23 protein-coding genes are annotated in these 21,890 nt (G+C 66.2%); 12 read left to right on the top strand and 11 right to left on the bottom strand.

Annotated elements, in window-relative coordinates; genetic code table 11:
- The first annotated feature begins 240 nt into the window (after positions 1–240).
- The 4 genes from panC (at position 241) to L0976_RS02430 (ending at position 3,403) form a co-directional block, all read left to right on the top strand.
- Positions 241–1,110 carry a pantoate--beta-alanine ligase gene (gene panC, locus L0976_RS02445; protein WP_234185945.1) on the top strand — a complete coding sequence of 290 codons (870 nt, stop codon included), beginning with the start codon at positions 241–243 and terminating at the stop codon, positions 1,108–1,110.
- 1 nt (position 1,111) lies between these two features.
- A complete protein-coding gene (gene panB / locus L0976_RS02440) occupies positions 1,112–1,936 on the top strand; it encodes a 3-methyl-2-oxobutanoate hydroxymethyltransferase (protein WP_203319307.1) in 825 nt (274 codons plus the stop codon).
- A 418-nt stretch (positions 1,937–2,354) separates the two neighbouring features.
- Positions 2,355–3,089 carry an AzlC family ABC transporter permease gene (locus L0976_RS02435; RefSeq protein WP_234185944.1) on the top strand — a complete coding sequence of 245 codons (735 nt, stop codon included), beginning with the start codon at positions 2,355–2,357 and terminating at the stop codon, positions 3,087–3,089.
- Between the two features lie 2 nt (positions 3,090–3,091).
- Positions 3,092–3,403: an AzlD family protein gene (locus L0976_RS02430; protein WP_203319305.1), complete on the top strand. Its 312-nt coding sequence runs from the start codon at positions 3,092–3,094 to the stop codon at positions 3,401–3,403.
- Here L0976_RS02430 and L0976_RS02425 read toward each other — a convergent pair.
- From L0976_RS02425 to L0976_RS02410, 4 genes are all read right to left on the bottom strand, one after another.
- Positions 3,393–5,228, bottom strand: a complete 1,836-nt coding sequence (locus L0976_RS02425; protein WP_234185943.1) for an aminopeptidase P family protein — start codon at positions 5,226–5,228, stop codon at positions 3,393–3,395. The two genes, L0976_RS02430 and L0976_RS02425, sit on opposite strands and share 11 nt — an antisense overlap.
- A 446-nt stretch (positions 5,229–5,674) precedes the next feature.
- Positions 5,675–6,556 (bottom strand): 50S ribosomal protein L11 methyltransferase, encoded by an 882-nt coding sequence (locus tag L0976_RS02420; protein WP_234185942.1) that lies wholly within the window; start codon positions 6,554–6,556, stop codon positions 5,675–5,677.
- Positions 6,557–6,634: 78 nt separating this feature from the next.
- The gene (locus L0976_RS02415) at positions 6,635–7,234 is read right to left on the bottom strand and encodes an SCO family protein (RefSeq protein WP_203319302.1); all 600 of its coding nucleotides are present in this window, start codon (positions 7,232–7,234) and stop codon (positions 6,635–6,637) included.
- 125 nt (positions 7,235–7,359) lie between these two features.
- Positions 7,360–7,518, bottom strand: a complete 159-nt coding sequence (locus L0976_RS02410) for a hypothetical protein (protein WP_234185941.1) — start codon at positions 7,516–7,518, stop codon at positions 7,360–7,362.
- A 264-nt stretch (positions 7,519–7,782) separates the two neighbouring features.
- Between L0976_RS02410 and L0976_RS02405 the strand changes: the two genes are divergently transcribed.
- Together L0976_RS02405 and L0976_RS02400 are read left to right on the top strand one after the other, a co-directional pair.
- Positions 7,783–8,247, top strand: a complete 465-nt coding sequence (locus L0976_RS02405) for a chemotaxis protein CheW (protein WP_117366518.1) — start codon at positions 7,783–7,785, stop codon at positions 8,245–8,247.
- A 163-nt stretch (positions 8,248–8,410) separates the two neighbouring features.
- Positions 8,411–8,764 (top strand): hypothetical protein, encoded by a 354-nt coding sequence (locus L0976_RS02400; RefSeq protein WP_203319300.1) that lies wholly within the window; start codon positions 8,411–8,413, stop codon positions 8,762–8,764.
- Positions 8,765–8,815: 51 nt separating this feature from the next.
- On the opposite strand, the gene L0976_RS02395 is transcribed toward L0976_RS02400, so the two are convergent.
- The 7 genes from L0976_RS02395 to L0976_RS02365 all read right to left on the bottom strand — a co-directional run bounded on the left by L0976_RS02395 (position 8,816) and on the right by L0976_RS02365 (position 15,143).
- Entirely contained in the window at positions 8,816–9,316 is a 501-nt protein-coding gene (locus L0976_RS02395) for a CreA family protein (RefSeq protein WP_234185940.1), read from the bottom strand.
- A gap of 63 nt (positions 9,317–9,379) precedes the next feature.
- Entirely contained in the window at positions 9,380–10,126 is a 747-nt protein-coding gene (locus L0976_RS02390; protein WP_234185938.1) for a copper homeostasis protein CutC, read from the bottom strand.
- Between the two features lie 21 nt (positions 10,127–10,147).
- Entirely contained in the window at positions 10,148–11,203 is a 1,056-nt protein-coding gene (locus tag L0976_RS02385; protein ID WP_234185929.1) for a dipeptidase, read from the bottom strand.
- 87 nt (positions 11,204–11,290) lie between these two features.
- Positions 11,291–12,451, bottom strand: coding sequence for an N-acetylglucosamine-6-phosphate deacetylase (gene nagA / locus L0976_RS02380; protein ID WP_234185928.1), 1,161 nt, complete (start codon positions 12,449–12,451; stop codon positions 11,291–11,293).
- Positions 12,448–13,470: an SIS domain-containing protein gene (locus tag L0976_RS02375; RefSeq protein ID WP_234185926.1), complete on the bottom strand. Its 1,023-nt coding sequence runs from the start codon at positions 13,468–13,470 to the stop codon at positions 12,448–12,450. Before L0976_RS02375 ends, nagA begins: the two co-directional genes overlap by 4 nt.
- A gap of 24 nt (positions 13,471–13,494) precedes the next feature.
- Positions 13,495–14,259 (bottom strand): GntR family transcriptional regulator, encoded by a 765-nt coding sequence (locus tag L0976_RS02370; protein ID WP_234185924.1) that lies wholly within the window; start codon positions 14,257–14,259, stop codon positions 13,495–13,497.
- Positions 14,256–15,143: an N-acetylglucosamine kinase gene (locus L0976_RS02365; RefSeq protein WP_234185922.1), complete on the bottom strand. Its 888-nt coding sequence runs from the start codon at positions 15,141–15,143 to the stop codon at positions 14,256–14,258. The genes L0976_RS02370 and L0976_RS02365 overlap by 4 nt, the downstream gene beginning before the upstream one ends.
- 196 nt (positions 15,144–15,339) lie before the next feature.
- On the opposite strand from L0976_RS02365, the gene L0976_RS02360 reads away from it, so the two are divergent.
- The 6 genes from L0976_RS02360 to L0976_RS02335 all read left to right on the top strand — a co-directional run bounded on the left by L0976_RS02360 (position 15,340) and on the right by L0976_RS02335 (position 21,731).
- On the top strand, positions 15,340–16,233 hold the full coding sequence (locus tag L0976_RS02360) for an N-acetylmuramic acid 6-phosphate etherase (protein ID WP_234185913.1): 894 nt from the start codon (positions 15,340–15,342) through the stop codon (positions 16,231–16,233).
- A 44-nt stretch (positions 16,234–16,277) separates the two neighbouring features.
- A complete protein-coding gene (locus L0976_RS02355) occupies positions 16,278–17,537 on the top strand; it encodes an ABC transporter substrate-binding protein (protein WP_203319291.1) in 1,260 nt (419 codons plus the stop codon).
- 312 nt (positions 17,538–17,849) lie between these two features.
- A complete protein-coding gene (locus L0976_RS02350) occupies positions 17,850–18,800 on the top strand; it encodes a carbohydrate ABC transporter permease (protein ID WP_203319290.1) in 951 nt (316 codons plus the stop codon).
- Positions 18,801–18,814: 14 nt separating this feature from the next.
- Positions 18,815–19,657: a carbohydrate ABC transporter permease gene (locus tag L0976_RS02345; RefSeq protein WP_234185912.1), complete on the top strand. Its 843-nt coding sequence runs from the start codon at positions 18,815–18,817 to the stop codon at positions 19,655–19,657.
- Positions 19,654–20,718, top strand: coding sequence for a Gfo/Idh/MocA family protein (locus L0976_RS02340; protein ID WP_234185910.1), 1,065 nt, complete (start codon positions 19,654–19,656; stop codon positions 20,716–20,718). The genes L0976_RS02345 and L0976_RS02340 overlap by 4 nt, the downstream gene beginning before the upstream one ends.
- Positions 20,719–20,729: 11 nt before the next feature.
- A complete protein-coding gene (locus tag L0976_RS02335) occupies positions 20,730–21,731 on the top strand; it encodes an ABC transporter ATP-binding protein (RefSeq protein WP_234185908.1) in 1,002 nt (333 codons plus the stop codon).
- The last annotated feature ends 159 nt before the right edge of the window (positions 21,732–21,890 follow it).

The following is a 21,890-nucleotide window of genomic DNA, read 5'->3' as shown; positions in this document are numbered from 1 at the left end:
GCCGCACTCTCAAGCCCGTGCGTAACGGGCGTGTCAGCGCGCTCTCTACTGGGCATTGCGGCAAATGTACAGTGCGCAAAACGCAAAGCTGCCCGGCAGGCCGGGCGATCGGCTGGGAAAGTCTTTCCCGATTGTCTTTTTGCGCTGCACAAGATAGAAAACGGCGCCCCCGAAACGCTCCGAGAAGGCGTGCGGACGGGATCGCCCGCGGGAGAGGGCGAGAGCAAGGAGGAACCGCCGATGCAGACCTTCACCACCATCGCGGATTTGCGCGCGGCGCTGGCGCCGCATCGCCTGGACGGCCGGACGATCGGTCTCGTTCCCACCATGGGCTATCTTCATGTCGGCCACATGGAGCTTGCCCGCCGGGCGCTCGCCGACAACGACATCGTCGTCGCCACCATTTTCGTCAATCCGCTGCAGTTCGGCGCGAACGAGGACCTCGCGCGCTATCCGCGCGACCTTGCCCGCGACCAGGCGATGCTGGAGGCGGCGGGCGTGCACTATCTCTTCGCCCCCGGCGTCGCCGACATGTATCCGCGGCCGATGGAAACCGTGGTCGACGTGCCGACGCTCGGCGCGGAGCTGGAAGGCTCCGTCCGTCCCGGCCATTTCGCCGGCGTCGCGACGGTCGTGACCAAGCTCTTCAACATAGCAGGTCCCGACCGCGCCTATTTCGGCGAGAAGGACTACCAGCAGCTCGCCATCATCCGCCGTATGGTTGCCGATCTCGCGCAGCCCCTGGAGGTGATCGGCGTGCCGACCGTGCGCGAAGCGGACGGGCTCGCCTGCTCCTCGCGCAATGTCTATCTCTCCGCCGAGGAACGCGCCGCCGCCGCCATCGTGCCGCGGGCGCTGGAAGAGGCGGAGCGGCTGATCGCAGCGGGCGAGACGGATGCCAGGGCGCTGGAGGAGGGCGTCACCGCCTTCCTCCGCACCGCGCCGCTGGCCCATCCCGAGGTGGTCGCCGTGCGCGATCCCGACACGCTGGCCGAGATCGGCAGCGTCGGCGACAGGCCGGTTCTTTTGTTGCTTTTCGTGCGCTTTGGGAGCACGAAACTCCTCGACAACAGGGTCATCGACCCAAAAAATGCGAAAAAGGTAGCGTGACATGAGCGTACACACCGCCAAGCGCCGGCTGGCGCCCGCCGACATCAAGGCCTTGAAGGGCCAGCGTCCGATCGTCAGTCTCACCGCCTATACGACGCCGGTCGCCAAGCTGATGGACCCGCATGTCGATTTCATGCTGGTCGGCGACAGCCTCGGCATGGTGCTTTACGGCCTCGATTCGACCGTCGGCGTGACCATCGAGATGATGATCGCCCATGGACAGGCCGTCATGCGCGGCTCGTCCAATGCCTGCGTCGTGGTCGACCTGCCGTTCGGCTCCTACCAGCAGTCCAAGGAGCAGGCCTTCGCCACGGCCGCCCGCGTGCTCAAGGAAACCGGCTGTTCGGCCATCAAGCTCGAAGGCGGCGCGGAGATGGCCGAGACGGTGCATTTCCTTACGCAGCGCGGCATTCCGGTGCTCGGCCATGTCGGGCTGATGCCGCAGCTCATCAACACGACCGGGGGCTACCGCACGCTCGGCCGCAACGACAAGGAAGTTGACAAGATCCGCAAGGACGCCGCGGCCATCGACGATGCCGGCGCCTTCGCCATCGTGGTGGAGGGGACGGTCGAGCCTGTGGCGCGCGAGGTGACCGGCGAGATCAAGGCGCCGACCATCGGCATCGGCGCATCGCCGGCCTGCGACGGCCAGGTGCTCGTCGTCGATGACGTGCTCGGCATCTTCACAGACTTCAAGCCGCGCTTTGTCAAGCATTTCGCCAATCTCGCGCCCGTCATGAGCGAAGCCTTCGCCACCTATGCCGAAGAGGTGAAGGCTCGCAGCTTCCCGGGGCCGGAGCATACGTTCCAGCTCAAGAAGAGCTGAGCTGGACGGCGGCGTCGGCCTCCCGGTCGTCGTAATCGGGCTTGCCCCACGGCAGGCCTTCACCGTCACGGGGTGGAATATGCCGCAATGGACCCTCGGCTCAAGGCCGAGGGTGACGGTGGGGAGGCGAGGCTTTCCCACCGAGGCGCCGCATAGGTGGCGTTGCTTTCAGCTGCCGTTCCTCTCTCCTGTCGTCATCCTCGGGCTCGACCCGAGGATCTACCGCGGTAGAGGTGGCGGAAACCTCGGGAAAAGCCCGAGGAGGACGAAGGAAGGGCGTGCATCGCCCCAATCCATCAGCGCCGGTCGTTCCAAGGTGCCGATCGATCAATCCCGCTGAACGGTCCATCAGCCATATTGGTTTGCCGGTGGGCCGCGCCTGCTCTATGGCTTCAGCCAACGCAAGAGAGCAGAACCCATGACACCCGCCACGAAAGAAGAAATCCGCGACGCCGCCCGGCGCGGGCTGGCCATCGCGCTTGCCGCCGCGCCGTTCGGCGTGCTGTTCGGCGCCGTCGCCGTCGACAATGGCCTCAGCATCGCCGAAGCCGCGCTGATGAGCGCCACGCTCTATGCCGGCGCGAGCCAGCTCGTCGGCGTCGAGCTGTTCAATCACCATGTCGCGCCGTGGCTGGTGGTGCTGTCGATCTTCGCGGTGAATTTCCGCCACGTGCTCTATTCGGCGGCGATTGCCGCGCATATCCGGCATTTCACCTTCTGGCAGAAGGCCACCGGGCTCTTCCTCCTGGTCGACCCGCAATTCGCCGAGACCGAGCGGCGCGCGGATGCCGGCATCCGCGTCAGCTATGTCTGGTTCCTGGTGCTCGGCCTCAGCGTCTATATTCCCTGGCTCTTCCTGACGCTGCTCGGCGGCTTCCTCGGCAACCTCATCGGCGATCCCAAGGCCATCGGCATCGACGTGCTGCTGCCGATCTATTTCATGGGGCTGGTGCTCGGCTTCCGCAGCCGGGCGAACTGGCTGCCGGTGGTGCTCGCCTCGTCCGTCGGCTCGATCCTGGCGCTGCATTTCGTCGGCTCGCCCTGGCATGTCAGCCTTGGCGCGCTGGCCGGCGTCGCGGTGGCCGCCCTCATGCCGATCGACGGCGAGGAAAGCGCGGCGCCCATCGGCGATGCCATCGAAGGGGAGGCCTGAGCATGGACACGATGTTCCACACCCAGACGCTGCTGATCATCGCGGCGGGGGCGATCGCCACCTATCTCACGCGCATCGGCGGCTATGTCTTCATCACGCGCATGAAGCGCATTCCGCCGCGGGCCGAAGCGGCGCTGAACGCCGTTCCGGCCGCGGTCCTGACGACGCTGGTGGCGCCGGCCGCCGTGACCGGCGGCCTCGACGTCACGCTCACCATGGCGGTCGCGTTGCTTGCCGGCCTGCGCATCTCGCTGCTGCCGATGCTGGGCGTGGGCTGGATCGTCGTGATGATCCTGCGTCACCTCATCGGCTGATCGGGGCCGTCGCCTTTTCCAGCCATGCCCGCGTCGCGTCGTCCGAAAGGAGCGGCGCGATCTTTTCGCGCGTTTCGGCATGGTATGCGTCGAGCCAGGCGAGTTCCTCGTCGGTCATCAGCGCCGGCACGACGAGGCGGCGGTCGATGGGGCAGAAGGTCAACGTCTCGAAACCGAGCATGTCGATATCGCCGCCCTCGACGGGCGCGGCCGGCAGGGTGTGGATGAGGTTCTCGATGCGGATGCCGAAGCTGCCGGGGCGGTAGTAGCCGGGCTCGTTCGAGAGGATCATGCCCGGCAGCAGCTCCTGCGTCGAAAGCCGCGAGATGCGCTGCGGGCCCTCATGCACGGAGAGATACGAGCCGACGCCGTGACCGGTGCCGTGCGCGAAGTCGGCGCCGGCCTTCCACAGGGCGATGCGGGCGAGGGGGTCTAGGTCGCAGCCGCGCGTGCCCTTGGGGAAACGGGCGGTGCTGATGGCGATCATGCCCTTCAGGACCAGCGTGAAGAAGCGCTTCTGCTCCTCCGGCACCGCGCCGATGGCGACCGTGCGGGTGATGTCCGTCGTGCCGTTGATATATTGCGCGCCGGAATCGATGAGGAAGAGCGTACCCGGTTCGAGCGTCGCGTCGCTCGCCGTGGTCACGCGGTAATGCATGATGGCGGCGTGGGCGCCGGCACCCGAGATGGTGTCGAAGGAAATGTCCTTCAACGGGTTCTGCTGGCGTTCGCCGACATTGCGGCGCACTTCTTCCAGCTTCTTCGTGACGGCGATCTCGGTCGTGGTCCCCGGCGTCGTGCTGTCCAGCCAGGCGAGGAACTCGACCATGGCCGCGCCGTCCTGGAGGTGTGCGCGGGCGGAGCCGTTCAGCTCGACCTCGTTCTTGCAGGCGCGGGGCAGGCGGGCCGGATCGGCGGCCTCGACGAGCGTGCCGCCCTTGCCGCGGACGATCTCCGCCAGCGCGAAGGGGGCGTGGTCGGGATCGATGAGGATGCGCTTGCCCTGCGCCGCCAGCGCCGCGACGCGCTCGTCGAACTGCGAGGGGGGCACGAGGTCGGCAAGCTGCGTGAGATAGGCTTCCTGCTCGATGCCGGTCTTGCGCTTGTCAAGGAAGAGCTGCGGGCGGCCGGCCGCCGGGATGATGGCGCGGGCGAGCGGATGGGGCGTGTGCGGCACGTCGCTGCCGCGGATGTTGAAGATCCAGGCGATGGAGGAGGGATCGGTGACGGCGAGCACGTCCGAGCCGGCCTTCGCCGTCGCCTCGGCCATCGTCACGAGCTTGTCCCTGGCGAGTTCGCCGGCATGGTCGATGGCCTGGATGGTCACCCGGCCGAGCGGCTCGCTCGGGCGGCCGGTCCAGATGCGGTCGAGCGGGTTGTGCTTGAGGAAGACGAGCGCGCCGCCGAGGCCCGCCAGCGCCTTTTCCAGCCGGCGCACCTCCGCGCCGGTGTGCAGCCAGGGGTCGATGCCGAGGCGGAAGCCCTTGGGCGCGTGGTTCTGCAGCCACAGATGCGGCGGTTCGCCGACGAGGTCGCCGCCGGTGAAGACCGCGCCGTCCACCTGTTCTGCGAGCTGCGTGACATAGCGTCCGTCGACGAAGACGACGGCCTTGTCCCGCATGACGAGCGCAACGCCGGCCGAGCCGGTAAAGCCCGTCAGCCAGGACAGGCGTTCGGCGGAGGCCGGCACGTATTCGCCCTGGTATTCATCGGCGCGGGGCACGAGGAAGCCGTCGATGCCGAGCGCGTCGAAGGAAGCGCGCAGCGCGTCTGCGCGCTCGCGGCCGAACTGGGGCGTGGAGGTGACGTCGAAACTCTGGAACATGAGGGGCTTCCGGTAATGCGATGAATCGTGCCGGCAATCTAGCCGATCCCGGCAGCGAGGGAAACGCGCATCCTGTGCGTCGGCAAGGCAGGCCGGGCGGCCCGGACGTATGCATCCGGCGCATGGCACCCATGCCGCAAAAGGGACTATCTCTATTTTTTCTATGGATTATAAGCACCGCCAACGAAGCGAACTTAAACGCGCTTCAAGCGAAACGAAGTGAAAGTTCCTCCAGTCCTTCGGATCGCACATAGCTAGGTGTTCCGATCAGGCGTCTTGCCGGTCACTCCTCCTCCCTCCTCCGGGAAGACGCTCGGAACATATAGGCCCGCTTGAGCACTCCTCCTCCTCAAGCTCGCGGGCAGGCCGGTTCGCCGGTCCATAGGCGGTGCCTCTGGCACCGCCTTTTCTTTTGCCTGCATGCCGGTGCGGCGAGCCGCCGCCATTCAGCGGCGGTTGTCGAGATGGATCGTCACCCAGCCCTCGCGCCAGATGGTCTTCACATGGCGCAGGCCCGCGCCGTTATAGGCGGCCAGCACCTTCCAGCGCTGCGAGGCGAGGATGCCCGAAAGGATGACGTCGCCGTTCGGGGCGAGCCGGTCCGCCAGTTGCGGGGCCATGCGCATCAGCGGGCGGGCGAGAATGTTGGCGATGACCAGGTCGAACGGGCCGTGGCGGCCGAAGGCGGTGGAGTGGAAGCCCGGCGCGGTTTCCAGCGCGATGCCCGAGGCGATGCCGTTGAGGCGCACGTTCTCGCGCGCGACGCGGATGGCGACGGGGTCTATGTCGGTCGCCAGGACGCGGATGGGAGCGAGCTTGCGCGCGGCGATGGCCAGCACGCCGCTGCCCGTTCCAAGGTCGAGCGCGCGTTTCACCCTGCGCTTGCGCATCACGTCGAAGATGACCTCCAGGCAGCCCGCCGTCGTGCCGTGGTGGCCGGTGCCGAAGGCCTGGCCGGCGTCGATCTCGACGGCGATCTCGCCGGCGCGCGCCGTGCCGCGGTCATGCGAGCCGTGCACGACGAAGCGCCCGGCGCGCACGGGCTTGAGGCCCTCCAGCGACCTGGCGATCCAGTCGATGTCGGGAAGCACCTCGCGCTGGATCTCGACACCCGGGAAATCGGCCGCGAGCAGGGCGGCGAAGCGTTCGTGGATCTCCGGCTCTTCCGGCCGGAACATGTAGACGGAGGCTTCCCAGACGTCGTTCTTCTCGTCGATCTCCATCGTCGCGATGGCGTAGCCTTCTTCCTCGAAGGCATCGGTCATCAGCGAAAGGGCGGCCTCGGCCCTGCGCTCGGTCGTGGTGATGTAGAGGCGGATTTCGCTCACGGATCGGGTTCCTGTTGTTTCAGGTCCGCCTAGCATGTCCGAAAGCCGAGGGCAAAGGTGGAACGCCCGCGGGCGCGCTTATCCCTTGATCAGATTGGCGAGCTTCTTTTCGGCGACATCGGGGTTCTCGCCGTAGGAGATCGTGCCGGTGAAACGGCCGTTGGCGTCGAGCAGGAACACGGAGGCCGTGTGGTCCATCGTATAGTCGCCATTCGGGTCGGCTTCGTCGAGCGGCACCTTGCGATAGTAGACGCGATAGCCCTTGACCATGTCCAGCACCTTGTCCGGCGGGCCGGAAATGCCGGTGATGCGCTTGGAGACGTTGCCGACATACTGGCCGATGATCTCGGGCGTGTCGCGTTCCGGATCGACGGTGACGAAGTAGGCCTGCAGCTTCGAGCCGTCGGGGTCGACCTTGTCGAGCCAGCCGTTCAGTTCGAACAGCGTGGTCGGGCAGACCTCGGGGCAATGGGTGAAGCCGAAGAAGAGGGCCGTCGGCTTGCCGGTGAAGGCCTTTTCGGTGATTTGCTTGCCGTCCTGTGCGACGAGCTGGAAGGGGACGCCGAACGGACCGCCGGCCACCTGCTCCTTCGTGCGGGTCATTTCCAGCGTCAGCCAGCCGAGCAGGCCGGCAACGAGCGCGACGGCGATCCAGAGTACGAGGCGAAGAGTCTTCATGGCAGTCCTTCGATAGGCTGTGTCGGCGAGAGCCGCATACCGATCTCATAGTCCTTCGCCCCGGGCCGCGCAAACGCGCCAATTGCCGCAACGGGGGGCAAGGCGGAGGGCTCGCGGGAATGTGATCAGAAGCACCAGGAGATGCCGGATTCGGCAAGGGCGAGGAAGATTGCCGTGCCGTGCTCCAGCCAGCCGGCAAAGGCCGCGGTGGCGGCCATGACGCCGAGCCCCAGCGCGATCAGCGCGGCGGGAAGGACGGTGTATCGGCGGGCGGTTCTGTGCATGGGCACAGCATAACATGAAGCGGCCGGCTCCGGAACCGCCGCGGGCTTGCCCGCAACGAGGTCCTGCGGGGCGGCGGGTTCGATGGAAGCGGCTGAAATGCGCGTTCCGGCAGGGCCGCCTTAGGCTTTGCTTAATCTCTCTTTGCCACCTTGCTGTAACGCGCAACAGGCCTCGAAGGCTTCAGGACATGATGTCCGCCGCATGCCCATGGGCGTGCCGCGCATCTCTAACGGTTCGCTCCCCGCGGGGAAGAGGTCTTGTCCATGTCCAACGCCATCAAGCAGTCCGGCGCCTATCTCGAAATCGTCTCCTTCCATCTCGGCGAGCAGGAATTCTGCATCGACATCATGGCGATCCGCGAAATCCGCGGCTGGGCGCCGGTGACGCCGATGCCGCACACGCCGCCCTACGTGCTCGGCCTCATCAACCTGCGCGGTGCGGTGATCCCGGTCATCGACATGGCCTGCCGCCTCGGCATGAAGATGACGGAGCCGTCCGAACGCTCGGCCATCATCGTCACCGACATCGCCGGCAAGCTGGTCGGCCTCCTCGTCGAGCAGGTCTCGGACATGATGACCATCAAGAGCGAGGCGCTGCAGCCGGCGCCGGAAATCATTCCGGAAGCCCAGCGCGCCTTCTGCCGCGGCATCGTGGCGCTGGAAAAGTCGATGGTCTGCTTCCTCAACCTCGACACCGTCATCGCCGACGAGCTCGCCCAGGCCGCCTGAGGCCGAAAGGGCTGCCATTGCCGCCAGAGCACCCGCCGGTTTCCCGCGGGTGCATTCGGCTGTCCGGCGGGTCCGCACGTCCTTGTGAGAATTCATGAGGAACCAAACGGCCCCCCTTCCGTTTTCTCCATGCTTCTACCAAACGAAACAATGGAGAATCACCATGAACAAGACAGTTACGATCGCCCTTGCTTCGCTTCTCGCCGTGTCGCCGGTTGCGGGCGTCGCCTATGCGCAGGAAACGATGGGCGCCGACACCATGGCCACCAGCTCGATCAGCGCCGACAAGGTGAACGTCGTCCAGATTTCGACCCTTGAGGCCGACCAGGACCAGCGCGCCGAGTTTGACCGCCTGACGCACAAGGTCAACGACCCGGCGGCTGTCGAACAGGCCCAGGCCGAGCTTCAGTCCGACCCGGCCCTGACGGAAATCCTGGCCTCCAAGAACGTCCAGCTCCAGAACGTCGTTGAAATCAAGACGGCGGCCGATGGCGGCAAGATCGTTTACGTGAAGTAAGCACCATGTGGTTGAAGAGACGCCCCGGACAATCGTTGCCGGGGCGTTTTTTCATGGCTTGCCCTTCGTCCAGGTGACGTTCTCGCCGTAGAGCGGCACGGTGGAGATCGACATCTTCGCCGAGCCGTTCACCACCTCGCGCGAATGGGCGAGATAGATCAGCGTGTCGTTCTTCTTGTCATAGACACGCGTGACGATCAGCGATTTCCAGATCAGCGACAGGCCCGCCTTGAAGACCTCCTCGCCGCCACGCGAAAGGTCGATGTCGCCGACGGTGATCGGGCCGGTCTGGCGGCAGGCGATGGCGTTGTTGGAGGGATCCTCGAACCAGTTGCCGTTCTTCAGCCGGTCGATGACGCTGCGGTCGAAATAGGTGACGTGGCAGGTGATGCCGGAGACCTTGGGGTCCGTCAGCGCGTCGACATAGATGTCGTTGCCGATCCAGTCGACGCCGACCTTGCCGACCGTCTCGGCGGCCGCGGGCAGGGCGGCAAGCGCCAGGAAGCCGGCGGCGAGGACAGTGCGCAGGCGGGAAGGGGAAGGCGTGTGCATGGCAGGTCTCCTTGTTCCCCTGACACGTAGGGACAAACGCCTGCCGCTTGCAAGATGGCCGCGTCAGGATTTTGCGGCGGCGATGGTTGCGCGCACCGCGTCGCCGTCCGTCAGCGTCAGTTCGTATTCGCGGTCTTTCTCCGTACCGCCCATGCCGACATGCGGGTTGCGGAACACCATGCCGCTCGGCACCGTCCTGAGCGCGGCGAAATGCATCTCGGCAAGGCCGGCCCCGTCGCGGACTTCACGGATGTTTTCGGCATCGAGCACCCCGCAGCCCATGATGACGATACGGCCGGCGGCCTGCTCGACGGCGCTTTTCAGGATTGCGATGCCTTCGACGGCGGTGTCGCGCTGGCCGGAGGTCAGCACGCGGTCGACGCCGCAGCGCACCAGCGCCTCCAGGGCTTCGCCCGCATCCGCCGTCATGTCGAAGGCGCGGTGGCAGGTGACCGACATCGGCCGCGCGGCCTCGACCAATGCGCGGGTGCGTTCTTCATCGATCCGGCCGTCCGGTGTGAGGCAGCCGATGACGACGCCGGAGACGCCTTCGCCCCTCAGCGCCCTGATGTCCTCCACCATGGTTTCGAACTCCGCCTGCGAATAGAGGAAGTCGCCGCCGCGCGGGCGGATGATGACGTGGACGGGAATGCGCGCGGCCTTCACGGCGGCGCGGATCGTGGCGAGGCTCGGCGTCAGGCCGCCCTCCATCAGGCTCGCGCAGAGTTCCACCCGGTCGGCGCCGGCCTCCTGGGCTGCTAGGAAACCGTCGATGCCTTCGACGCAGAGTTCGATGAGGGGCTTGGTCATGTCGTGGGTCCGTGTTGTTCGTCAGGCTTCGCGCCAGACGGTTTTCAGAAGCCGCAGCCAGTTCTCGCGGCAGAGCTTTGCTAGATCGTCCTCGCCGTAGCCCGCCGCACGCAGCGCCTCGACCAGCGCCTGGTTGCCGGCGGCATCGCCGATGGCGGCAGGGACCGTTGCGCCGTCGAAGTCCGAGCCGAGCGCCACGCAGTCGATGCCCATGCGCTCCACCATATGGTCGATATGGCGCACCATGTCGGAAAGCGGCGTGTCGGCATCCTCCATGCCGTCGGCGCGCAGCATGGTGGTGGCATAGTTGAGGCCGGCGATGCCCTTGCGCTCGCGGATCGCGTCGAGCTGGCGATCGGTGAGGTTGCGCGAGATGGGGGTGAGCGCGTGGGCGTTGGAATGGGTGGCGACGAGGGGCTGGGTGCTTTCGCGCGCCACGTCCCAGAAGCCCTGTTCCGTGATGTGGGCGAGGTCGATCATGATGCCGAGGCGGTCGCATTCCTTCACCAGCTCCACGCCGGCCGCGGTGAGGCCTGGGGCCGTATCGGGCGAGGAGGGGAAGGCGAAGGGCACGCCGTGGCCGAAGCGGTTGTGCCGGCTCCAGACCGGGCCGAGCGAGCGCAGGCCCGCGGCATAGAGCGTTTCGATGGTCGAGAGGTTCTCGGCGATCGGCTCGCAGCCTTCGATATGCAGCACCGCGGCGAAGCGGCGCGCGTCCATCGCCGCGCGGATGTCCGCCGTGGTCCGGCAGATCGACAGCGCGCCGGCGCGCTCCAGCCGGAAGGCGATGGCGGCCATTTCGAGGGCGGTGTTGAGGGCCGCGGGCTGTTCCAGCGGGCCGACCATCGGGATGTCGTAGTGGCCGTTCTCGTCGAGCTCGCGGGCCGGATAGTCCTCGTCCGGCGGGATGAATATCGCGCAGAAGCCGCCGGCAAGGCCGCCCTTCAGCGCGCGCGGGGCGTCGATATGGCCCTTGTCGGTGCCGTCGACGAACTCGGCGACGGGGTCTGCTCCACCCCGTGCGTGCTCCCAGAGGCGCAGGAGAACATCATTGTGGCCGTCGAAGATCAATTGCATGTGCCGCTCCGGGACAAATCGCATCCTGTGGGCTCGGGTAGAGCCGATTCCGCCGCCCTCCGCAAGGAGAGCGGCAAGGCTCCGCCGTCAGGCGGTGAAGACCGGCATGCCGCCGATCCAGGTCGCGACGACGTTCACGCCGCCGTCGATGACGGCGAAATCGGCGTCATGGCCATGGGTCAGGCGGCCCTTGCGGCCGGTCATGCCGATCGCCTCGGCCGGGTAGAGCGAAGCCATGCGCAGGGCTTCCTCGAGTTCGACGCCCACGGTGTCGCGCATGTAGCGCACGCAGGAGGCCATATCGATGTCGGCGCCGGCAAGCGTGCCGTCGGCGAGCGTCAGGCGACCGCCTTCGCGAAAAATCTCGCGGCCGTTGAGGAAGAAGCTCGTCATGTCCGTGCCGATGGGCGACATGGCGTCGGTGACGAGGAAGATGCGGCCGGGGCCGCGCTTTGCCCTGAGCGCCGCGCCGATGGAGACGGGGTGGACGTGGTAGCCATCGGCGATCAGCCCGGCATTGAGATGGCCGAGATCGAGCGCCGCACCGACCATGCCGGGCTCGCGGTTGCCGAGCTGGCTCATGGCGTTGAAGAGATGGGTCATCATGCGCGCACCCGCCTCCACAGCCGCCGCCGCGGTCTCATAGCCGCTGTCGGAATGGCCGAGGCTGACGGTGACACCGGCCGCGTGGAGCGCGCCGATCTGGTCGTTGGTGGCGTTTTCCGGCGCCAGCGTCGTCAGCAGCACGTCGAGGCCCCGGCGGGCCGCGACGATGCGGTCGAGATCGGCCTGTTCCATCGGCCGGATGAAGGCGGGGTCATGGGCGCCCTTGCGGGCGACGGAAAGGTGCGGGCCTTCGAGATGGAGGCCGAGGAAGCCGGGCACGCGCGCCTCGCGCGCCGCAAGGCCGGCGGCGATGGTGGTCGCCGTCACCTCGCGGCTGTCGGTGATGAGCGTCGGCAGCAGCGCGGTGGTGCCGAAGCGGGCATGTGCCGCGCAGATGGTGCGGATGCCCTCGACATCGGGCTGCTCGTTGAGCAGCACGCCGCCGCCGCCATTGACCTGGATATCGATGAAGCCGGGCACGAGCGAAAGTCCGTCCATCGGCACGATCCGGGCATCGGCCGGCACGTCGCCGAGTGCGGCGATGGCGGCGACCTTGCCGTTCCCGATCAGGAGTGCACGATTCTCGTGCCACAGATCGCCGTCGAAGATCCGGGCTCCGGTAATGGCGGTGGGGGCTGTCATCGGGTTTCCGTCACTTTCTTGAGGTTGACCGGCTTGTCGGGATCAAGGCCGCGCCCGCGCGACCAGGCTTCGACGAAGCCGTAGAAGGGAACGATCAGCGCCAGCGCGTCGGTGATCGGATGGCCGGTGGCGACGAAGGGCAGTTTTCGCGCGCTCTTGGCGCCGGCCGCGGTGACGCCGGCATAGGCGCCGCGCTCGGCGAGGCTGTCGGCCATGCCGGTGACGGAGGCTTCGGCCGCATCGCGGGCGGCAAGGGCGATCACCGGGAAGGAGGGGCCGACGAGGGCGACAGGGCCGTGCAGCACTTCCGCCGAGGAATAGGCCTCGGCATGCATGCCGGAGGTCTCCTTGAATTTCAGCGCCGCCTCGCTCGCGATGGCAAGGCCGGGGCCGCGGCCGAGGACATAGAGCGATTGCGCGTCCTTGAGGTCGCCGGCGAGCTCGGACCAGTCGAGCGCGACGGCCTTGGCGAACTGTTCCGGCAGGTTCTTCACGGCACGGTCGAGATCGGCATCGCCCGTCCATTCGGCAAGCACGGCAAGGCCGGCGACGATGGAGTTCACATAGGACTTCGTCGCCGCGACGCTGATTTCCGGGCCGGCCGAAAGATCGAGAGAATGGGTGCAGGCATCGGCGAGCGGCGAGGGCAGCGTGTTGGTCAGCGCGATGGAGATCGCGCCGCCCTTCGTCGCGCCCTCGGCCATGGCGACGATGTCCGGGCTCTTGCCGGACTGGGAGATGGCGATGGCCGCGCCGCCGCCGAGCTTCAGCTTCGCGCCGTAGATCGAGGCGAGGGACGGGCCGAGCGAGGCGACCGGGCGGCCGGCGGTGAGCTCGATCGCATATTTCAGGAAGAGAGCGGCATGGTCGGAGGAGCCGCGGGCGACCGTGACGAAGAACTGCGGGTCGCGCTCGCGCAACGCCCTGCCGGCCGCCTCGATGGCATCGGCGGAGCCGGCGAGCAGGCGGGCCGCCGCTTCGGGGATTTCATTGATCTCTTTTCGCATGTTGGTCTGCATGGAATTGCCTTTGCGATTGGACGCTCACGTCTCGGACAGCGTCAGTTCGGCGACGAAGTCGTAGGCGTCGCCGCGGTAGATGGAGCGGGTGAACTCGACCACCCGGCCGGTGCGCAGGTAGGAGACGCGCTCGATGGAAAGGCCCGCGGAGCCGGGCGGCACGCCGAGCATTGAGGCGTCGGGGTCCTTCATGTTGTAGGCGGAGATGCGCTGCACGGCGCGCACCGGCCGGCAGCCGCGCTTTTCCAGCGCGGCGTAGAGCGAGCCCTGCACCTGCGTGGGATCGGGCAGGAACTCGGCGGAGATGCAGGCGCGCTCGATGGCGAGCGGCATGTCGTCGGCAACGCGCAGGCGCCCGAGGCGGGCGACGAGCGCGTCGGCGGGCAGGCCGAGCATCATCATCTCGTCGGGCGAGGGGTGGAACAGGCCGCGGTCGATCCACTCGGCGCGCGTCGTCAGGCCGCGCCGCGCCATGTCCTCGGTGAAGGAGGTGAGGCGCGAGAGCGACTGCTGCACCTTGGAGACAGGCTTTGCGACGAAGGTGCCGGAGCCGTGGCGGCGGACCAGGAGGCCGTCCTTGACGAGATCGTCGACGGCCTTGCGCACGGTGACGCGGCTGACATTGGCGTGGTCGGCGAGGTCGCGCTCCGCCGGCAGGGCGTCGCCGTAATTGAGCTTGCCGGAGGTGATGGCGTCCTCCAGTGTCTGGCGGAGCTTCAGGTAGAGCGGGCCGGGCACGCCCGATTGCAGGCTTTCCGGCGTCAGGATGGCGGAAAGGGGCGTGCTCATGCGGCCGCTCCCGTTCCTTGCCGGTGGCCCTTGGCGGCGAGCGCCACGGCGCCGGTCAGCGCATCGGCCTCGGCCTCGACGAGGATCGCGCGGTGCCGTTCGGAGAGCCATTCCGGATAGATCGGCGCAAGGCCGCCGAGCAGGCAGAGGCGCTGCTCGCCGGCAAGCGCCATGATGGCATCGAGGGATTCGTTCACCGTCGCGGCGCCCGCCTTGACGATGGCGATCGCCTGGGTGTCGCCCCGGCGGGCGTGGTCGAAGAGGACGGGGGCGAAGCGGCCGAAGTCGCCGGGCTTGGAGAGGCGCGCGAATTCGACGATGCCGCGCGGGTCGCCCTTGAATTCCTCCAGGATGGCATCCGTGACGCCCGAGCGCGGATGCACGCCGTCATGGGCGAGCAGCGTCTCCTGGAGAAGTGCATGGCCGAGCCGCGCGCCGCCGCCGAGATCGCCGACGGTGAAGCCCCAGCCGCCGATGTAACGAACCGTATGATCCTTGCGCGCCATGTAGATGGAGCCGGTGCCGAGGATCGCCACCGCGCCGTCGCCGTCGCCGATCGCGCCCTGCAGGGCGATCAGGCCGTCGCTGTCGATGTCCGTGTGGCGGAAGGGCAGGCGGTCGTGCACGTAGCGGGTAAGGTCGCCGACATTGGTGCCGGCAAGGCCGAGAAAGGCCGAGGCGCCGCTGACGCCGGCTTCGTCGAGCCCGGCGTCGCGATAGGCGGCCTTCGCCGCTTCCGTGATGGAGATGATCGCATTGTTGGGGTCGGTCAGGATATTGGCGGCCCCGCTCTTGCCGCGGCCGAGGATGATGCCGTCCGGCCGCGCCACCGCCGCGCGGCAGCTCGTTCCCCCACCGTCGATACCGAGAATGAAATCTGTCATGGGCACCTCCGAGCACAACGATACCAAAAAAATACCATTAACCAAGGGGTATGGTGGTATCGAAAATGAGCTTTCACTCAAGAATTTGATTTTAAATAATAAAAATATTTTGCGGCAGAAAAGTGGTCTCAAAAATTAATTTCCTGTAGACAATTGGTATTTTTTTGGCATTAATTTCGGCCAGAGGAGAAACGATATGGCCGCAGGCAGGACCGAGGGCAGGCATGATCAGGCGAGCGGGCTGGACGAACGTCGGCCCGTCGATGCGCTGAAAGTGCTTGCGGACGGCCAGAAGGCTGCCGCCGCCGTGGTGGATGCCGCGCTTGGCGACATCGCCGCCGCGTCCCGCCTTGCCGCCGATGCGCTTCTTGCCGGCGGTCGCCTCGTCTATGCGGGCGCCGGCAGTTCCGGCCTGATGGCCATGGCCGATGCGCTCGAGCTTCCCGGCACCTACGGCATCGCGCATGATCGCATCGTCATCCTGCTCGCCGGCGGCGCTGCCAGCCTCGTCGACCTGGCCGGCGGTTATGAAGACGACCGCGACCTCGCCGTGAACGATGCCGTTTCCACGGGCATCGATGCGAAGGATTGCGTGATCTGCGTTTCCGCGAGCGGCAGCACGCCCTATGCGCTGGCGATGGCCGCCCATGCGAGGCAAAAGGGTGCCCGTGTGGTCGCGATGGCCAACAATCCGGGCGCGCCGCTCTTCGACGGCGCCGATGTCTCCATCCTGCTGCAGACGCCGCCGGAGGTCATATCCGGCTCGACGCGCATGGGCGCGGGGACGGCGCAGAAGATCGCCTTCAACCTGTTCTCGACACTGGTCGGCATCCATCTCGGCCATGTGCACGACGGGCACATGGTCAATCTCAAGGCCGACAACATCAAATTGCAAGGGCGCGCCTGCCGTATCGTCTCCGACATCTCGGGTGTCGGTCTCGACGAGGCGGAGCGCCTTCTTGCGCGCTCCGAAGGCTCGGTCAAGGCGGCCGTGCTTCTGGCTGCGGGGGTGGAGGATGCCGGTGCCGCGCGGGCGGTGCTGGACCGATCGGGGCAGAGCCTCCGCCGCGCCCTCAAGGCTCTCGGATAATCAGGTCTCAAAACGCGCTGCGGCGCATAAAAGGGGAGAATGCAATGACACGCACCGCAATCAAAGGTCTGCTTCTGGCCACGAGCATCCTCGGCACGGCCGGGATCGCCCAGGCGGCGGACGTCACGCTGACGATCGAAAGCTGGCGCAACGACGACCTCGCCATCTGGCAGGAAAAGATCATCCCGGCCTTCGAAGCGAAGAACCCGGGCATCAAGGTCGTCTTCGCGCCGACCGCGCCGACCGAGTACAACGCCGCGCTCAACGCCAAGCTGGACGCCGGCTCGGCGGGCGACCTCATCACCTGCCGTCCGTTCGACGCCTCGCTCGAACTCTTCAACAAGGGTCACCTGGCCGCCCTCAACGACCTGCCGGGCATGGAGAACTTCTCCGACGTCGCCAAGTCCGCCTGGACGACCGACGACGGCTCCAAGACCTTCTGCGTGCCGATGGCCTCGGTCATCCACGGCTTCATCTACAACAAGGACGCCTTCGAGCAGCTCGGCATCACCGTTCCGACGACCGAAGCCGAATTCTTCGCCGCGCTCGACAAGATCAAGGCCGATGGCAACTACATCCCGATGGCCATGGGCACGAAGGACCTCTGGGAAGCCGCGACCATGGGCTACCAGAACATCGGCCCGACCTACTGGAAGGGCGAGGAAGGCCGCAAGGCGCTGATCGCCGGCACGCAGAAGCTGACGGACGAAGGCTGGGTCGAGCCCTACCGCGTCCTTGCCAAGTGGAAGGACTATCTCGGCGACGGCTTCGAGGCGCAGACCTATCCGGACAGCCAGAACCTCTTCACGCTCGGCCGCGCTGCCATCTATCCGGCCGGCTCGTGGGAAATCGGCCTGTTCAACACGCAGGCGCAGTTCAAGATGGGCGCGTTCCCGCCGCCGGTGAAGAATGCCGGCGACACCTGCTACATCTCCGACCACAACGACATCGGCGTCGGCCTCAACGCCAAGAGCCCGAATGCGGACGCCGCCAGGACGTTCCTGTCCTTCGTCGCCTCGCCGGAATTCGCCGACATCTACGCCAACTCGCTGCCGGGCTTCTTCAGCCTGAACTCGACGGCGGTGAAGATGAACGACCCGCTGGCGCAGGAATTCGTCTCCTGGCGCGAGAAGTGCCAGCCGACGATCCGCTCGACCTACCAGATCCTGTCGCGTGGCACGCCGAACCTCGAAAACGAGACCTGGACGGAATCGGCCAACGTCATCAACGGCACCGACACGCCGGAAGTGGCCGCCGAAAAGCTCCAGAAGGGCCTCGACAGCTGGTACAAGCCGGCCAAGTAAGCGCCGACAGTTGCCTTCGTCCAACCCTCTGCCGGCACGCCGGCAGAGGGTACCGGCGGAGCGCCGCATGTTCCTTCTCCCCGCTTGCGGGGGGAGGGTGGCCGGCAGGCCGGATGCGGGACGGGGCGGCGATTCCGCGGTCCCGGCGATCTCCCCCGAAACGGGTGGAGACATCGGTTGCCGAAGCGCGAAATCGGGGAGCGACCCCGTCACTATTGTGTATGCTGGAACGCGTCATGTGCGGCCGGGGCGCCGCGCAGGCCTCCGCGCATGCGGATTCGAACGAAAACAAACGGAGGGGCAGGCCGGGCCATGAGCGACATACCTTCTTCCCATGATGCGGCAGTACCGATCCGGCGCCCCGTGCGCTGGCATATCGGCATCTTCCTGCTGCCGGCCTTCATCGTCTATTCGGCGGTCATGATCCTGCCGCTCATCGAGACGCTGCGCCTGTCGCTGTTCAATACCGTCGACGGCCAGTCGACCTTCGTGGGCCTCGGCAATTTCAAGGTGTTGTTCGGCGACGAGCGCTGGGCGGCGAGCTTCTGGAACGCGCTGAAGAACAACGTCGTCTTCTTCATCATCCACATGCTGGTGCAGAACCCGATCGGGGTGGCGCTCGCCGCCATGCTGTCGCTGCCGAAGCTGCGTTTCGCCGCCTTCTACCGCACGGCGATCTTCCTGCCGACGCTGCTTTCCTTCGTGATCGTCGGCTTCATCTGGAAGCTGATCCTTTCGCCGATCTGGGGCGTCTCTCCCTACCTGATGGATCTCGTCGGCCTGAAGTCGCTGTTCGCGCCCTGGCTCGGCCGGCCGAATTCGGCGCTCGTCGCGGTATCGCTGATCTCCGTCTGGCAATATGTCGGCATCCCCATGATGCTGATCTACGCGGCGCTGCTGAACATCCCGGACGAGGTGATCGAGGCGGCCGAATGCGACGGCGTGACGGGCTGGAGCCAGTTCTGGAAGATCAAGCTGCCGCTGATCCTGCCGGCCATCGGCATCATCTCGATCCTCACCTTCGTCGGCAACTTCAATGCCTTCGACCTGGTCTACACCGTGCAGGGCGCGCTCGCCGGGCCGGACGGCTCGACGGATATCCTCGGCACGCTGCTTTACCGCACCTTCTTCGGCTTCCAGCTCCAGCTCGGCGACCGCTCGATGGGCGCGACCATCGCGACGGTCATGTTCCTCATCATCCTTGCCGGCGTGTCGCTGTATCTCTTCGTGATCCAGCGGCGCATGCGCCGCTACCAGTTCTGACCGGAGGCTCCGACATGTCCAACAAGGCACGCGCCTCGCTCACCCGCTCGTCCCTCGTCCACCTCGCGCTGATCGCCTATACGCTGGTGTCGGTCTTCCCGGTGTTCCTGACGATCATCAATTCGATGAAGGATCGCAACGCGATCTTCCGCAACCCGATGCAGCTTCCGACCGCCACGACCTTCGACCTCGTCGGCTACACCACGGTGCTGGGGCAGGGGGACTTTTCGACCTACTTCCAGAACAGCTTCATCGTCACGGTGGCCGCCATCGCGCTGGTGCTGCTGTTCGGCGCCATGGCCGCGTTCGCCCTTTCGGAATACCGCTTCCGCGGCAACACGATGATGGGCCTCTATCTTGCCATCGGCATCATGATCCCGATCCGCCTCGGCACGGTCGCGATCCTGCAGGGCATGGTGGCGACGGGCCTCGTCAACACGCTGACGGCGCTGATCCTGGTTTATACGGCGCAAGGCATCCCGCTTGCCGTCTTCATCCTGTCGGAATTCATGCGCACCGTCTCCGACGACCTCAAGAACGCCGGCCGCATCGACGGGCTTTCGGAATATGCGATCTTCTTCCGCCTCGTGCTGCCGCTGGTGCGGCCGGCCATGGCGACGGTCGCCGTCTTCACGATGATCCCGATCTGGAACGACCTGTGGTTCCCGCTGATCCTGGCGCCGAGCGAGGCGACAAAGACGGTGACGCTGGGCTCGCAGATCTTCATCGGCCAGTTCGTTACCAACTGGAACGCGGTGCTCGCGGCGCTGTCGCTGGCGATCTTCCCCGTCCTCGTCCTCTACCTCGTCTTCTCGCGGCAACTGATCCGCGGCATCACCTCGGGAGCTGTAAAGTGAACTCTGCCACGACCCCCATCCGTGTCCTGTCCGCCGGTCTCGGCAACATGGGCAGGAGCCATGCGCTCGCCTATCACGAGAATCCGGGCTTTGAGATCGTCGGCCTCGTCAACCGCTCGAAGGTCGCCGTTCCTGATGGCCTCGAAGGCTACGAGATCCTGCCGTCCTTCCCGGAGGCGCTGAAGGCGTTGAAGCCGGAGCTCTGCTCGATCAACACCTATTCGGACAGCCATGCCGAATTCGCCATCGCGGCGATGGAAGCGGGCGCCCATGTCTTCGTGGAAAAGCCGCTGGCGACAACGGTCGCCGATGCCGAGCGCGTCGTCGCCTGCGCGCGGGCCAACGGCCGCAAGCTGATCGTCGGCTATATCCTGCGCCACCATCCCTCGTGGATGCGACTCATCGACGAGGCGCGCAGGCTCGGCGGTCCCTATGTCTTCCGCATGAACCTGAACCAGCAGTCGAGCGGGCCGACCTGGGCGACCCACAAGGCGCTGCTGCAGACCACGCCGCCCATCGTCGATTGCGGCGTGCACTATGTGGACGTGATGTGCCAGATCACCGACGCCAGGCCCGTCGAGGTGCGCGGCATGGGCCTGCGCCTGTCCGACGAGATCGCGCCGGACATGTACAATTACGGCCATCTCCAGGTGCTGTTCGACGACGGTTCGCTCGGCTGGTACGAGGCGGCCTGGGGCCCGATGATCTCGGAAACGGCCTTCTTCGTGAAGGACGTCATGTCGCCGAACGGCTCGGTCTCCATCGTCATGGACCCGAACGCCAAGTCCGACGACATCGACACGCACACCAAGACGGCGGTCATCCGCCTTCACAACGCGGCGACCGGGCCGGACGGCAAATTCCTGTCGCCGGACGAGGAGCTGAAGATGGCGGGCGAGCCCGGCCACCAGGAACTGTGCGACCGCGAGCAGGCCTTCGTGCTGAAAGCGATCCGCGAGGACATCGATCTTTCACGGCACATGGACGATGCGGTGCAGTCGCTCAGGATCTGCCTGGCGGCCGACGAAAGTGTCAGGACCGGCCAGCCGGTCAAGCTTTAAGGGGATATCGGGTGGGCTCTCTTCAACTCAAATCGGTACGCAAGTCCTTCGGCAACGTCGATGTGATCAAGGGCATCGACCTCGACGTGAAGGATGGCGAGTTCGTCATCTTCGTCGGGCCCTCGGGCTGCGGCAAGTCCACGCTGCTGCGCATCATCGCCGGCCTGGAGGACGCGACGTCGGGCTCGATCTCCATCGACGGGGCGGAGGTGGCGACGGTGCCGCCGGCAAAGCGCGGCATCGCCATGGTGTTCCAGTCCTACGCGCTCTATCCGCACCTTTCGGTCAAGGACAATATGGGCCTCGGCCTCAAGCAGGCAGGCACGCCGAAACCGGAGATCGACAAGCGTGTCGACAAGGCCTCGGCCATGCTGTCGCTGGAGAAGTATCTCGCCCGGCGCCCGGCGGAGCTTTCCGGCGGCCAACGCCAGCGCGTCGCCATCGGCCGCGCCATCGTGCGCGAGCCGAAGCTCTTCCTGTTCGACGAGCCGCTGTCCAACCTCGACGCGGCGCTGCGCGTCAACACGCGGCTGGAGATCGCAAGGCTGCACCGCGAGCTGAAGGCGACCATGATCTACGTCACGCACGACCAGGTCGAGGCGATGACGCTGGCGGACAAGATTGTGGTGCTGGACGCGGGCGTCATCCAGCAGGTCGGCTCGCCGATGGAGCTCTACAACCGCCCGGCCAACCTGTTCGTCGCCGGCTTCATCGGCTCGCCGAGCATGAACTTCATCGAGGCGGGCCGCCTCGGCGTCACCGATGCCGCGACGATCGGCGTGCGGCCGGAGCATGTCTCGCTGTCGCGCGAGGGCGGCGAGTGGCAGGGCAAGGTGGTGCATGTCGAGCATCTCGGCGCCGATACCATCGTTTATCTCGAATCGGAAAAGGTGGGGCTGCTCACGGTGCGCCTGTTCGGCGAGCACCACCATGCCGTGGGCGACATCGTCTTCGCGACGCCGGCGGCGGACCAGACGCATCGTTTCGATGAAAACGGACGAGCGATACGTTGAGGCCCCTCATCACAATTTTGTGATCGGGGTGGATTGCGCGTCTTCCGACCGCTATCTTCGATTGTCAAAAGACAGAAACTAACATACAGCCTTGTTTGTATGTTGCGATGCGGTGGTCCTGCGATCACCGCATCTTCACGTTTTCAGCCCCCTGCCGGC

This window comes from Shinella sp. NM-101, from assembly GCF_021401195.1.
GTDB lineage: Bacteria > Pseudomonadota > Alphaproteobacteria > Rhizobiales > Rhizobiaceae > Shinella.
This window is presented reverse-complemented; position numbering and strand designations above follow the sequence as displayed.